Annotated in this window: 12 protein-coding genes; all 12 read left to right on the top strand. The window is 70.0% G+C overall.

Going from position 1 to position 13,773, the window contains the following annotated elements; translation table 11 throughout:
* Positions 1–31 precede the first annotated feature (31 nt).
* The 12 genes from OG386_RS34090 (at position 32) to metK (ending at position 13,728) form a co-directional block, all read left to right on the top strand.
* Positions 32–1,024, top strand: a complete 993-nt coding sequence (locus OG386_RS34090; protein WP_328791239.1) for an aspartate carbamoyltransferase catalytic subunit — start codon at positions 32–34, stop codon at positions 1,022–1,024.
* A gap of 2 nt (positions 1,025–1,026) precedes the next feature.
* Entirely contained in the window at positions 1,027–2,313 is a 1,287-nt protein-coding gene (locus OG386_RS34095) for a dihydroorotase (protein ID WP_328791240.1), read from the top strand.
* Positions 2,310–2,891, top strand: a complete 582-nt coding sequence (locus OG386_RS34100; protein WP_266598672.1) for a PH-like domain-containing protein — start codon at positions 2,310–2,312, stop codon at positions 2,889–2,891. The genes OG386_RS34095 and OG386_RS34100 overlap by 4 nt, the downstream gene beginning before the upstream one ends.
* Positions 2,888–4,036, top strand: a complete 1,149-nt coding sequence (gene carA / locus OG386_RS34105) for a glutamine-hydrolyzing carbamoyl-phosphate synthase small subunit (RefSeq protein WP_328791241.1) — start codon at positions 2,888–2,890, stop codon at positions 4,034–4,036. Before OG386_RS34100 ends, carA begins: the two co-directional genes overlap by 4 nt.
* Entirely contained in the window at positions 4,029–7,337 is a 3,309-nt protein-coding gene (carB, locus tag OG386_RS34110; protein ID WP_328791242.1) for a carbamoyl-phosphate synthase large subunit, read from the top strand. The genes carA and carB overlap by 8 nt, the downstream gene beginning before the upstream one ends.
* Positions 7,338–7,428: 91 nt before the next feature.
* A complete protein-coding gene (locus OG386_RS34115; RefSeq protein WP_328791243.1) occupies positions 7,429–8,538 on the top strand; it encodes a quinone-dependent dihydroorotate dehydrogenase in 1,110 nt (369 codons plus the stop codon).
* Positions 8,535–9,374, top strand: coding sequence for an orotidine-5'-phosphate decarboxylase (gene pyrF / locus OG386_RS34120; protein ID WP_328791244.1), 840 nt, complete (start codon positions 8,535–8,537; stop codon positions 9,372–9,374). Before OG386_RS34115 ends, pyrF begins: the two co-directional genes overlap by 4 nt.
* Positions 9,375–9,676: 302 nt before the next feature.
* Positions 9,677–10,000, top strand: coding sequence for an integration host factor (locus OG386_RS34125; protein WP_030008746.1), 324 nt, complete (start codon positions 9,677–9,679; stop codon positions 9,998–10,000).
* 61 nt (positions 10,001–10,061) lie between these two features.
* Positions 10,062–10,625 (top strand): guanylate kinase, encoded by a 564-nt coding sequence (gene gmk, locus OG386_RS34130; protein WP_030008745.1) that lies wholly within the window; start codon positions 10,062–10,064, stop codon positions 10,623–10,625.
* A 73-nt stretch (positions 10,626–10,698) separates the two neighbouring features.
* On the top strand, positions 10,699–10,971 hold the full coding sequence (gene rpoZ / locus OG386_RS34135; protein ID WP_004948662.1) for a DNA-directed RNA polymerase subunit omega: 273 nt from the start codon (positions 10,699–10,701) through the stop codon (positions 10,969–10,971).
* Positions 10,972–11,092: 121 nt separating this feature from the next.
* Positions 11,093–12,307, top strand: coding sequence for a bifunctional phosphopantothenoylcysteine decarboxylase/phosphopantothenate--cysteine ligase CoaBC (gene coaBC, locus OG386_RS34140; protein WP_328793468.1), 1,215 nt, complete (start codon positions 11,093–11,095; stop codon positions 12,305–12,307).
* A 212-nt stretch (positions 12,308–12,519) separates the two neighbouring features.
* Complete coding sequence (gene metK / locus OG386_RS34145) at positions 12,520–13,728, top strand: methionine adenosyltransferase (RefSeq protein WP_189740308.1); 1,209 nt, start codon at positions 12,520–12,522, stop codon at positions 13,726–13,728.
* Positions 13,729–13,773: the final 45 nt, after the last annotated feature.

Genomic DNA, 13,773 nt, shown 5'->3' on the forward strand with positions numbered 1-13,773 from the left:
GCCTGCCCTCCCGACCTACGGAGCCATCCAGATGAAGCGCCACCTCATCTCGGCCGCCGACCTCACGCGCGACGACGCCGTCCTGATCCTCGACACCGCCGAGGAGATGGCCCGTGTCGCGGACCGGCCGATCAAGAAGCTGCCCACCCTGCGCGGCCTCACCGTCGTCAACCTCTTCTTCGAGGACTCGACCCGCACCCGGATCTCCTTCGAGGCGGCCGCCAAGCGGCTCTCGGCCGACGTCATCAACTTCTCCGCGAAGGGTTCGTCCGTTTCCAAGGGCGAATCCCTGAAGGACACCGCGCTGACCCTGGAGGCCATGGGCGCCGACGCGGTCGTCATCCGCCACCACGCCTCCGGCGCCCCCTACCGGCTCGCGACCTCCGGCTGGATCGACTCCGCCGTCGTCAACGCCGGCGACGGCACCCACGAGCACCCCACCCAGGCCCTGCTGGACGCCTTCACCATGCGCCGCCGCCTGGTCGGCCGCGACGCCGGCCTCGGCAAGGACCTGAACGGCCGCCGGATCACCATCGTCGGCGACGTCCTGCACAGCCGCGTGGCCCGCTCCAACGTCCACCTGCTGCACACCCTCGGCGCCGAGGTCACCCTGGTGGCCCCGCCCACCCTCGTCCCGATCGGCGTCGAGACCTGGCCCTGCGAGGTCTCGTACAACCTCGACGACGTGCTGCCGAAGTCCGATGCGGTGATGATGCTGCGTGTGCAGCGCGAACGCATGAACGCCGCCTTCTTCCCGACCGAGCGCGAGTACTCCCGCCGGTACGGGCTCGACGGCGACCGCATGGCGAAGATGCCCGAGCACGCCATCGTGATGCACCCCGGCCCGATGAACCGCGGCATGGAGATCACCGCCCAGGTCGCGGACTCCGACCGCTGCACGGCCGTCGAGCAGGTCGCCAACGGCGTCTCCACCCGGATGGCCGTCCTGTACCTGCTGCTCGGAGGCTCCGAGCCCGCCGTCACCACCACTTCCGCCGCCACGCGTACCGAGGAGAGCAAGTAACCATGAGCAAGATCCTGATTCGTGGCGCGAAGGTACTCGGCGGCGAGGCGCAGGACGTCCTGATCGACGGCGAGACCATCGCCGAGGTCGGCCAGCACCTGTCCGCCGAGGGCGCGACCGTCATCGACGCCGAGGGCCAGGTCCTCCTCCCCGGCCTCGTCGACCTGCACACCCACCTGCGCGAGCCCGGCCGCGAGGACTCCGAGACCGTCCTCACCGGCACCCGCGCCGCCGCCTCCGGCGGCTACACCGCGGTGTTCGCCATGGCGAACACCTTCCCGGTCGCCGACACCGCCGGCGTCGTCGAGCAGGTCTGGCGCCTGGGCAAGGAGTCCGGCTACTGCGACGTGCAGCCCATCGGCGCCGTCACCGTCGGCCTGGAGGGCAAGCAGCTCTCCGAGCTGGGCGCCATGCACGAGTCCGCCGCCCGCGTCACCGTCTTCTCCGACGACGGCAAGTGCGTGGACGACGCCGTGATCATGCGCCGGGCCCTGGAGTACGTGAAGGCCTTCGGCGGCGTCGTCGCCCAGCACGCCCAGGAGCCCCGCCTCACCGAGGGCGCCCAGATGAACGAGGGCATCGTCTCCGCGGAACTCGGTCTCGGCGGCTGGCCGGCCGTCGCCGAGGAGTCGATCATCGCCCGCGACGTCCTGCTCGCCGAGCACGTCGGCTCCCGCGTCCACATCTGCCACCTCTCCACCGCCGGCTCCGTCGAGATCGTCCGCTGGGCCAAGTCCCGCGGCATCGACGTCACCGCCGAGGTCACCCCGCACCACCTCCTCCTCACCGAGGAGCTCGTGCGCTCGTACAACGCGGTCTACAAGGTCAACCCGCCGCTGCGCACCGAGCGCGACGTGCTGGCCCTGCGCGAGGCGCTCGCCGACGGCACGATCGACATCGTCGCCACCGACCACGCCCCGCACCCGCACGAGGACAAGGACTGCGAGTGGGCCGCCGCCGCCATGGGCATGGTCGGCCTGGAGACCGCGCTCTCCGTCGTCCAGCAGACGATGGTCGAGACCGGACTGCTCGACTGGGCGGGCGTCGCCGAGCGCATGAGCTTCGCCCCGGCCCGCATCGGCAGTCTCGAGAACCACGGCCGTCCCGTCTCGGCAGGTGAACCCGCGAACCTGACCTTGGTCGATACCTCGTACCGTGGTGTCGTGGACCCCGCACACTTCGCCTCCCGCAGCCGCAACACGCCTTACGAGGGCCGTGAGCTGCCGGGGCGCGTCACTCATACCTTCCTGCGGGGCCGGGCAACGGTCGTGGACGGGAAACTGGCGTGACACCTGCAGTAATCCAACTGGCCGCCGAGGCCGCCGAACGACAGTCGGCGGAGGTGACCCAGTTCGGCGCCCGCATCGCGTGGGTGATCGGCCTGGCCGTCTTCGTCGCGTTCGTCTACTGGCTGATGCGGCAGGGCTGGAAATGGCGCGGCGCCCTGCAGAACGATCTGCCGGAGCTGCCCGCCGCACCCGACGGTCTTCCCGAGCACCGGCTGGCCCTGACCGGCCGGTACCACGGGTCCACCACCGCCGGGCAGTGGCTCGACCGGATCGTCGCCCATGGTCTGGGCCTGCGCAGCCGGGTCGAGCTCACGCTCACCGACGCGGGCCTCGACGTGGTCCGACCGGGCGCAGGCGACTTCTTCGTACCGGCCGCGCAGCTGCGCGGCGCCCGCCTCGACAAGGGGATCGCGGGCAAGGTACTCACCGAGGGCGGTCTGCTCGTCGTCACCTGGGCGCACGGCGACAAGCTGATCGACTCCGGATTCCGCTCCGACCGCGCGGCCGAACACGCCGCCTGGGTCGAAGCCATCAACCTCATGAACTCATCCATCACGACGGAAGGCGCCGAACGATGACGACCTCCACCAGGGGAGCAGCCAAAGCTCCCGCCGTACTCGTCCTGGAGGACGGTCGGATCTTCCGCGGCCGCGCCTACGGCGCCGTGGGGGAGACCTTCGGCGAGGCCGTGTTCTCCACCGGCATGACCGGCTACCAGGAGACCCTCACCGACCCGTCGTACCACCGGCAGGTCGTCGTGATGACCGCCCCCCACGTGGGCAACACCGGTGTCAACGACGAGGACCCCGAGTCCTCCCGCATCTGGGTGGCCGGCTACGTCGTGCGCGACCCCGCCCGCGTCCCCTCCAACTGGCGCTCCCGGCGCTCGCTGGACGAGGAGCTCGAGAAGCAGGGCGTCGTCGGGATCTCCGGCATCGACACCCGCGCCCTGACCCGCCACCTGCGCGAGCGCGGCGCCATGCGCGTCGGCATCTTCTCGGGCGAGGCCTGGGTCGGCATCCGCGACGAGGCCCTGCTGGCCAAGGTCCAGGCGCAGCCGCAGATGAAGGGCGCGAACCTCTCCGCCGAGGTTGCCACCAAGGAGGCGTACGTCGTCCCCGCGATCGGCGAGAAGCGCTTCACCGTCGCCGCCGTCGACCTCGGCATCAAGGGCATGACCCCGCACCGGATGGCCGAGCGCGGCATCGAGGTGCACGTGCTGCCCGCCACCGCCACCGTCGAGGACGTGTACGCGGTCGACCCCGACGGCGTGTTCTTCTCCAACGGTCCGGGCGACCCGGCCACCGCCGACGGCCCCGTCGCCGTCATGCAGGGCGTGCTGGAGCGCAAGACCCCGCTCTTCGGCATCTGCTTCGGCAACCAGATCCTGGGCCGCGCGCTCGGCTTCGGCACCTACAAGCTGAAGTACGGTCACCGCGGCATCAACCAGCCGGTGCAGGACCGCACCACCGGCAAGGTCGAGATCACCGCGCACAACCACGGCTTCGCCGTCGACGCGCCCCTCGACGAGGTCACCGAGACCGCCTACGGCCGCGCCGAGGTCTCCCACGTCTGCCTGAACGACAACGTCGTCGAAGGCCTCCAGCTGCTCGACCAGCCGGCCTTCAGCGTCCAGTACCACCCCGAGGCGGCCGCCGGCCCGCACGACGCCGCGTACCTCTTCGACCGCTTCGTATCCCTGATGGAGGCCGAGCGTGCCTAAGCGCACCGATATCCAGTCCGTCCTGGTCATCGGCTCCGGCCCGATCGTCATCGGACAGGCCGCCGAGTTCGACTACTCCGGCACCCAGGCCTGCCGCATCCTCAAGGCCGAGGGCCTGCGGGTCATCCTGGTGAACTCCAACCCCGCGACGATCATGACCGACCCGGAGATCGCCGACGCCACGTACGTCGAGCCGATCACCCCCGAGTTCGTCGAGAAGATCATCGCCAAGGAGCGCCCCGACGCGCTCCTGCCGACCCTCGGCGGCCAGACCGCGCTCAACACCGCGATCTCCATGCACGAGCAGGGCGTGCTGGAGAAGTACGGCGTCGAGCTCATCGGCGCCAACGTCGAGGCCATCAACAAGGGCGAGGACCGCGACCTCTTCAAGGGCGTCGTCGAGGCCGTCAAGGCCAAGATCGGCTACGGCGAGTCCGCCCGCTCGGTCATCTGCCACACCATGGACGACGTCATCAAGGGCGTCGACACGCTCGGCGGCTACCCCGTCGTCGTCCGCCCCTCCTTCACCATGGGCGGCGCCGGCTCCGGCTTCGCCCACGACGAGGACGAGCTGCGCCGCATCGCCGGCCAGGGCCTCACGCTCTCCCCGACCACCGAGGTGCTCCTGGAGGAGTCCATCCTCGGCTGGAAGGAGTACGAGCTGGAGCTGATGCGCGACACCAAGGACAACGTGGTCGTCGTCTGCTCCATCGAGAACTTCGACCCGATGGGCGTCCACACCGGTGACTCGATCACCGTCGCCCCGGCGATGACCCTGACCGACCGCGAGTACCAGCGCCTGCGCGACATCGGCATCGCGATCATCCGCGAGGTCGGCGTCGACACCGGCGGCTGCAACATCCAGTTCGCGATCGACCCGACCGACGGCCGCGTCATCGTCATCGAGATGAACCCGCGCGTCTCGCGCTCCTCGGCGCTCGCGTCGAAGGCCACCGGCTTCCCGATCGCCAAGATCGCCGCCAAGCTGGCCATCGGCTACACGCTCGACGAGGTCCCCAACGACATCACCGAGCAGACCCCGGCCTCCTTCGAGCCGTCCCTCGACTACGTCGTCGTCAAGGCCCCGCGCTTCGCCTTCGAGAAGTTCCCGCTGGCCGACGCCACCCTCACCACCACCATGAAGTCGGTCGGCGAGGCCATGGCCATCGGCCGCAACTTCACCGAGGCCCTCCAGAAGGCCCTGCGCTCCCTGGAGAAGAAGGGCTCGCAGTTCACCTTCGTCGGCCCCACCGGCGACAAGGACGAGCTGCTCGCCACCGCGGTCCGCCCGACCGACGGCCGCATCAACACCGTCATGCAGGCCATCCGCGCCGGCGCCACCCAGGAAGAGGTCTTCGAGTTCACGAAGATCGACCCCTGGTTCGTCGACCAGCTCTTCCTCATCAAGGAGATCGCGGACGAGCTGACCGCCGCCGAGAAGCTCGGCCCCGAGCTGCTCGCCGAGGCCAAGCGCCACGGCTTCTCCGACGCCCAGATCGCCGAGATCCGCGGCCTGCGCGAGGACGTCGTCCGCGAGGTCCGGCACGCCCTCGGCGTCCGCCCGGTCTACAAGACGGTCGACACCTGCGCCGCCGAGTTCGCCGCGAAGACCCCGTACTTCTACTCCTCGTACGACGAGGAGTCCGAGGTCGCGCCCCGCACCAAGCCCGCGGTGATCATCCTTGGCTCCGGCCCGAACCGCATCGGCCAGGGCATCGAGTTCGACTACTCGTGCGTCCACGCCTCCTTCGCCCTCAGCGACGCCGGCTACGAGACCGTGATGGTCAACTGCAACCCGGAGACCGTCTCCACCGACTACGACACCTCCGACCGCCTGTACTTCGAGCCGCTGACGCTCGAGGACGTGCTGGAGATCGTCCACGCCGAGTCGCTGGCCGGCCCCATCGCCGGTGTCGTCGTCCAGCTCGGCGGCCAGACCCCCCTCGGTCTCGCCCAGGCCCTCAAGGACAACGGCGTCCCCGTCGTCGGCACCTCCCCGGAGGCCATCCACGCCGCCGAGGACCGCGGCGCCTTCGGCCAGGTCCTCGCCGACGCCGGCCTGCCGGCCCCCAAGCACGGCACCGCCACCACCTTCGCGGGTGCGAAGGCGATCGCCGACGAGATCGGCTACCCGGTCCTGGTCCGCCCGTCCTACGTGCTCGGCGGCCGCGGCATGGAGATCGTCTACGACGAGACCCGCCTGGAGTCGTACATCGCCGAGTCCACCGAGATCTCCCCGACCCGCCCCGTGCTGGTCGACCGGTTCCTCGACGACGCGATCGAGATCGACGTCGACGCCCTCTACGACGGCCACGAGCTCTACCTCGGCGGCGTCATGGAGCACATCGAGGAAGCCGGCATCCACTCCGGCGACTCGGCCTGCGCCCTGCCCCCGATCACCCTCGGCGGCTACGACATCAAGCGCCTGCGCGCCTCCACCGAGGCGATCGCCAAGGGCGTCGGCGTCCGCGGCCTGATCAACATCCAGTTCGCGATGGCCGGGGACATCCTCTACGTCCTGGAGGCCAACCCGCGCGCCTCCCGGACCGTCCCCTTCACCTCGAAGGCCACCGCGGTCCCGCTCGCGAAGGCCGCCGCCCGCATCTCGCTCGGCACCACCATCGCGGAGCTGCGCGCCGAGGGCCTGCTGCCGAAGACCGGCGACGGCGGCACCCTGCCGATCGACGCGCCGATCTCCGTCAAGGAGGCAGTCATGCCGTGGTCGCGCTTCCGCGACATCCACGGCCGCGGCGTGGACACCGTGCTCGGCCCCGAGATGCGCTCGACCGGCGAGGTCATGGGCATCGACGCCGTCTTCGGCACCGCCTACGCCAAGTCGCAGGCCGGCGCCTACGGCCCGCTGCCCACCAAGGGCCGCGCCTTCATCTCCGTGGCCAACCGCGACAAGCGCTCGATGATCTTCCCGGCGCGCGAGCTCGTCGCCCACGGCTTCGAGCTGATGGCCACCTCCGGCACCGCCGAGGTGCTGCGCCGCAACGGCATCAACGCCACCGTGGTGCGCAAGCTCAGCGAGGGCGAGGGCCCGAACGGCGAGAAGACCATCGTCCAGCTGATCCACGACGGCCAGGTCGACCTGATCGTCAACACCCCGTACGGCACCGGCGGCCGCCTCGACGGCTACGAGATCCGTACGGCGGCCGTGGCCCGCAGCGTCCCCTGCCTGACCACGGTCCAGGCGCTCGCCGCCGCCGTCCAGGGCATCGACGCGCTCAACCGCGGCGACGTGGGCGTGCGCTCCCTCCAGGAGCACGCGGAGCACCTGACCGCGGCCCGCGACTGACGCAGGCCCGTACAGCCCGGACACGGGGAGGGGGACACCGGTTTCACGACGGGTGTCCCCCTCTTCACGAGCGCAGAGGGATTTTCCGACGATGTACAAAACGTTCTTCAACCTGGTCTTCAAGCGGATGGACCCGGAGCAGGCCCACTACCTGGCCTTCCGCTGGATCCGCCTGGCGGCCCGCACGCCCGTGCTGCGCACCTTCGTCGCGGCCGCCCTGGCCCCGCGCTACGAGGAGCTGCGCACCGAAGCCCTCGGCCTGCGCATGCACGGCCCCTTCGGCCTCGCCGCCGGCTTCGACAAGAACGCCGTAGCCATCGACGGCATGTCGATGCTCGGCTTCGACCACATCGAGATCGGCACGGTCACGGCCGAGCCGCAGCCCGGCAACCCGAAGAAGCGGCTCTTCCGCCTCGTGGCGGACCGCGCGCTGATCAACCGCATGGGCTTCAACAACGAGGGCTCGGCGGCCGTGGCGGCCCGCCTGGCGGCCCGTGAGGCGGTCTTCAAGACCGTGGTCGGCGTCAACATCGGCAAGACGAAGGTCGTGCCCGAGGAGGAGGCCGTGGGGGACTACGTCGCCTCCACCGAGCGCCTCGCCCGGCACGCCGACTACCTCGTGGTGAACGTCTCCTCCCCGAACACCCCGGGCCTGCGCAACCTCCAGGCCACCGAGTCGCTGCGCCCGCTGCTGACGGCCGTGCGCGAGGCCGCGGACCGCACGGTGACCGACCGCCGGGTGCCGCTGCTGGTCAAGATCGCCCCCGACCTGGCGGACGAGGACGTCGACGCGGTCGCCGACCTGGCCCTGGAGCTGGGTCTCGACGGCATCATCGCGACGAACACCACCATCGCCCGGGAGGGGCTGGGCCTGAAGTCCTCCCCGTCCCTGGTGAAGGAGACCGGCGGGCTCTCCGGCGCCCCGGTCAAGGAGCGCTCGCTGGAGGTCCTGCGCCGCCTGTACGCCCGCGTGGGGGACCGCCTGGTCCTGGTCGGGGTCGGCGGCATCGAGAACGCCGAGGACGCCTGGCAGCGGATCCTGGCCGGCGCCACGCTGATCCAGGGCTACAGCGCCTTCATCTACGAGGGCCCGTTCTACGCCCGCGCCGTCCACAAGGGCCTTGCCGCCCGCCTGGCCAACAGCCCGTACGCGACGCTCGCCGAAGCGGTGGGCGCCGAGACCCGAAAGGCCACCAAGTGACTGTGACCCCGTTCGGCACCCGCCTGCGCGCGGCGATGGACTCCCGGGGCCCGCTGTGCGTCGGCATCGACCCGCACGCCGCCCTGCTGGCGCAGTGGGGCCTGGACGACGACATCGCGGGCCTGGAGCGGTTCTCCCGCACGGTCGTCGAGGCGCTCGCGGAGTCGGTGGCGGTCTTCAAGCCCCAGGCGGCCTTCTTCGAGCGGTTCGGCTCGAAGGGCGTGGCCGTCCTGGAGCGGGCCGTGGCGGACGCCCGGGCGGCCGGGACCCTGGTCGTCATGGACGCCAAGCGCGGCGACATCGGCTCGACCATGGCCGCGTACGCCTCGGCCTTCCTGGACCCGGCCTCGCCGCTGTTCTCGGACGCGCTGACGGTCTCCCCGTACCTGGGCTACGGCTCGCTGAAGCCGGCCGTCGACCTGGCCCGAGAGTCGGGCGCGGGCCTGTTCGTCCTGGCGCTGACCTCGAACCCGGAGGGCGCCGAGGTCCAGCGCGCGGTCCGCGAGGACGGCCGGACGATCGGCGCGACGATGCTGGCGCACCTGGCGGCGGAGAACGCGGACGCCGCTCCCATGGGTTCCTTCGGCGCGGTGGTCGGCGCCACGTTGGGCGACCTGTCCTCCTTCGACCTGGACATCAACGGGCCGCTGCTGGCCCCCGGCATCGGCGCGCAGGGCGCGACGGCGGCGGACCTGCCGGGCGTCTTCGGCAAGGCCGTGCGCAACGTCGTCCCGAACGTCTCGCGGGGCGTCCTGAAGCACGGTCCGGACGTGAACGCCCTGCGCGACTCGGCGCGGCGCTTCGCCGACGAGATCCACGAGGCCGTCACCGCGTAATCGCTCACCCGGGGAGGCCGGCCGCACCTCCGCGGCACGGCCTCTCGCACTTCTTGGCGAAACTCGAACGCTCTTCATCGGACAAAACCGGGGTATTTTGTCCGTGATGTACGGTTCGGTGGAGGCTGACCAGGACTTTTCGTCCGTTCTCGCTGACTGGAGCGGTGTTGGCCGCTAGTCTCCGACCAGAGTGAACGTGCAGCGAACGAGTTCCATCGCTGTTCGGGAGCTCGCCAGGTGTGGTGCCTTCGGGCTGCCCGCCGGTCCGTATCCGACAGTTCGACATCCGAGGTGACGTAGGCGTGGCTCTTCCGCCCCTTACCCCTGAACAGCGCGCAGCCGCGCTCGAAAAGGCCGCCGCGGCTCGCCGGGAGCGGGCCGAGGTCAAGAATCGACTCAAGCACTCCGGCGCCTCGCTCCAAGAGGTCATCAAGACGGGCCAGGAGAACGACGTCATCGGCAAGATGAAGGTCTCCGCCCTGCTGGAGTCTCTGCCTGGCGTGGGCAAGGTGCGCGCCAAGCAGATCATGGAGCGTCTCGGCATCTCCGAGTCCCGGCGTGTCCGAGGTCTCGGTTCCAACCAGATCGCCTCTCTGGAGCGCGAGTTCGGCAGCACCGGCGCCTGAGGCGTCGACTGAAGTTCTCCCGGCGTTCTCAGGCAGTCCCGAGAACCTGGATAATCGCTCTATGGCAGCAGAGGTTCGTCCGCGGCTGACCGTGCTCTCCGGCCCTTCAGGGGTCGGCAAGAGCACGGTCGTCGCGCATATGCGCAAGGTTCACCCCGAGGTATGGCTCTCGGTGTCGGCCACCACCCGCAAGCCGCGGCCCGGTGAGCGACACGGAGTCCACTACTTCTTCGTCAATGACGACGAGTTCGACAAGCTGATCGCCAACGGCGAGCTGCTGGAGTGGGCCGAGTTCGCGGGCAACCGCTACGGCACTCCCCGCGGCGCGGTGCTGGAACGCCTGGACAACGGCGAGCCGGTACTGCTGGAGATCGACCTCCAGGGCGCACGACTCGTCCGCGAGTCCAAGCCCGACGCCCAGCTGGTCTTCCTGGCACCGCCGAGCTGGGACGAGCTGGTCCGCCGACTGACCGGTCGGGGCACCGAATCGGCGGAGGTCATCGAGCGTCGGCTCGCCGCCGCCAAGATCGAGCTCGCTGCCGAGTCCGAGTTCGACACCACCCTGGTCAACACCTCCGTCGAGGACGTAGCCCGTGAGCTGCTAGCCTTGATGGCAGTTGTCTGATCGTTGATCGATGTTTTTGATTCGGTCGATTCCAGGACGGCCCAATCTTTCACCCATCTTCGGAAGGTAGAGCGTGTCCTCTTCCATCACTGCGCCCGAGGGCATCATCAACCCGCCGATCGACGAGCTGCTCGAGGCTACGGACTCGAAGTACAGCCTCGTGATCTACGCGGCCAAGCGCGCGCGTCAGATCAACGCGTACTACTCGCAGCTCGGTGAGGGCCTGCTCGAGTACGTCGGCCCGCTGGTGGACACCCACGTCCACGAGAAGCCGCTTTCGATCGCGCTGCGCGAGATCAACGCTGGTCTGCTGACCTCCGAGGCCATCGAGGCCCCGGCCCAGTAGGGCATCAGAAGTCCTTTCACCACAGGCCCGGCAGAACATCTGCCGGGCCTGTGGTGTGTCATGGGTGGGTACGACGACGATCAGAGCCGAACGCGTCGCAGCCGTCGAAGGGAAGTACGTGGTGGACAAGCCGAAGGTCGTACTGGGGGTCAGTGGCGGGATCGCCGCCTACAAGGCGTGCGAGCTGCTGCGCCGGCTCACCGAGTCCGGCCACGACGTGCGGGTGGTGCCCACCGCGGCCTCCCTGAACTTCGTGGGGGAGGCCACCTGGTCCGCCCTCTCCGGGAACCCTGCCTCCACCGAGGTCTGGGAATCCGTCCACGAGGTGCCGCACGTGCGCATCGGGCAGTCCGCCGACCTCGTCGTCGTCGCCCCCGCCACGGCCGACATGCTGGCCAAGGCCGCCCACGGGCTCGCCGACGACCTGCTCACGAACACCCTGCTCACCGCGCGCTGTCCGGTGGTCTTCGCCCCCGCCATGCACACCGAGATGTGGGAGCACCCCGCCACCCAGGAGAACGTGGCCACGCTGCGCCGGCGGGGCGCCCTCGTCATCGAGCCCGCCGTCGGCCGGCTCACCGGCAAGGACACCGGAAAGGGGCGGCTGCCCGACCCCGAGGAGATCTTCGAGGTCTGCCGCCACGTCTTGAGGAGGCAGGGCCCGGCTCGCGGGGCGGCCGGGCCGGACCTCGCCGGGCGGCACGTGGTGATCAGCGCGGGCGGCACGCGGGAGCCGCTGGACCCGGTCCGCTTCCTCGGCAACCGCTCCTCCGGCAAGCAGGGCTACGCCCTCGCCCGCACCGCCGTCGCCCGCGGGGCCCGGGTCACCCTGGTGTCGGCCAACACCGCGCTGGCCGACCCGGCCGGGGTGGACGTCGTACGCGTGGGGACGGCCGTGCAGCTCCGGGAGGCCGTGCTCAAGGCCGCCGCGGACGCCGACGCCGTGGTGATGGCCGCGGCCGTGGCCGATTTCCGGCCCGCCGTGTACGCGGGCGGAAAGATCAAGAAGAAGGACGGGCAGGACCCGGCGCCGGTGGCGCTGGTGCGCAATCCGGACGTTCTCGCGGAGATCTCGGCCGATCGGGCCAGGGCCGGACAGGTGGTCGTGGGATTCGCCGCCGAGACCGACGACGTCCTCGCGAACGGCCGCGCCAAGCTCGCCCGAAAGGGCTGTGACCTACTCGTCGTGAACGAGGTCGGAGAGGCGCGGACCTTTGGTTCTGAGGAGAACGAAGCGGTCATCCTGGCCTCCGATGGCTCCGAGACTCAAGTGCCCTATGGTCCGAAGGAGGCGCTGGCCGAGGTGATTTGGGACCAGGTGGCCGCCCGGCTGTAGCCGCGACGCGCCTGGGTCGATTCCCCTTCTCCAGGTCACCTCTGTGCGTAAGAATGGGAGTGCCGCAGGTCACACGGCTCCCATAAGGCGAGACGGGTGGTCCACGAAACAGTGGCGACCGATAAACTGCATCCGGAACGTGATCGGGCGCAGCCCCCGATGTGGTTCCGCCAAATGATCAGCCAGCAGCCGCTGCAACCCCAGGGAGCGTTGTGTCCCGTCGTCTGTTCACCTCGGAGTCCGTCACCGAGGGCCACCCCGACAAGATCGCTGACCAGATCAGCGACACGATCCTCGACGCGCTCCTCACCGAGGACCCGACCTCGCGCGTCGCCGTGGAAACCCTCATCACCACGGGTCTCGTGCACATCGCGGGAGAGGTGACGACGAAGGCCTACGCGCCCATCGCGCAGCTCGTCCGGGACAAGATCCTCGAGATCGGCTACGACTCCTCGAAGAAGGGCTTCGACGGCGCCTCCTGCGGCGTGTCGGTGTCCATCGGCGCCCAGTCCCCGGACATCGCGCAGGGCGTCGACACCGCCTACGAGAAGCGCGTCGAGGGCGACGAGGACGAGCTGGACAAGCAGGGCGCCGGCGACCAGGGCCTGATGTTCGGCTACGCGTGCGATGAGACCCCCGAGCTCATGCCGCTGCCGATCCACATCGCGCACCGGCTGTCCCGCCGCCTCTCCGAGGTCCGCAAGAACGGGACCATCCCGTACCTGCGCCCCGACGGCAAGACCCAGGTCACCATCGAGTACGACGGTGACAAGGCCGTGCGCCTGGACACCGTCGTGGTCTCCTCGCAGCACGCCTCGGACATCGACCTCGACTCGCTGCTCGCTCCCGACATCCGCGAGTTCGTCGTCGAGCACGTCCTGGCCCAGCTCGTCGAGGACGGCATCAAGCTCGACACCGAGGGCTACCGCCTCCTGGTGAACCCGACCGGCCGCTTCGAGATCGGCGGCCCGATGGGCGACGCCGGCCTCACCGGCCGCAAGATCATCATCGACACCTACGGCGGCATGGCCCGCCACGGTGGCGGCGCCTTCTCCGGCAAGGACCCGTCGAAGGTCGACCGCTCCGCCGCCTACGCCATGCGCTGGGTCGCCAAGAACGTGGTCGCCGCCGGTCTCGCCGCGCGCTGCGAGGTGCAGGTCGCGTACGCCATCGGCAAGGCCGAGCCCGTCGGTCTCTTCGTCGAGACCTTCGGCACCGCCAAGGTCGAGGTCCAGAAGATCGAGGACGCGATCGGCGAGGTCTTCGACCTGCGCCCGGCCGCGATCATCCGCGACCTGGACCTGCTGCGCCCGATCTACGCCCAGACCGCCGCCTACGGTCACTTCGGCCGTGAGCTGCCGGACTTCACCTGGGAGCGCACCGACCGCGTGGACGCCCTGCGCACCGCGGCCGGCCTGTAACACCCCTCGTCCTCGGACGATCGTCGAACGGCCCCGGACCAGCTG

It is taken from the genome of Streptomyces sp. NBC_00273 (genome assembly GCF_036178145.1).
GTDB lineage: Bacteria > Actinomycetota > Actinomycetes > Streptomycetales > Streptomycetaceae > Streptomyces.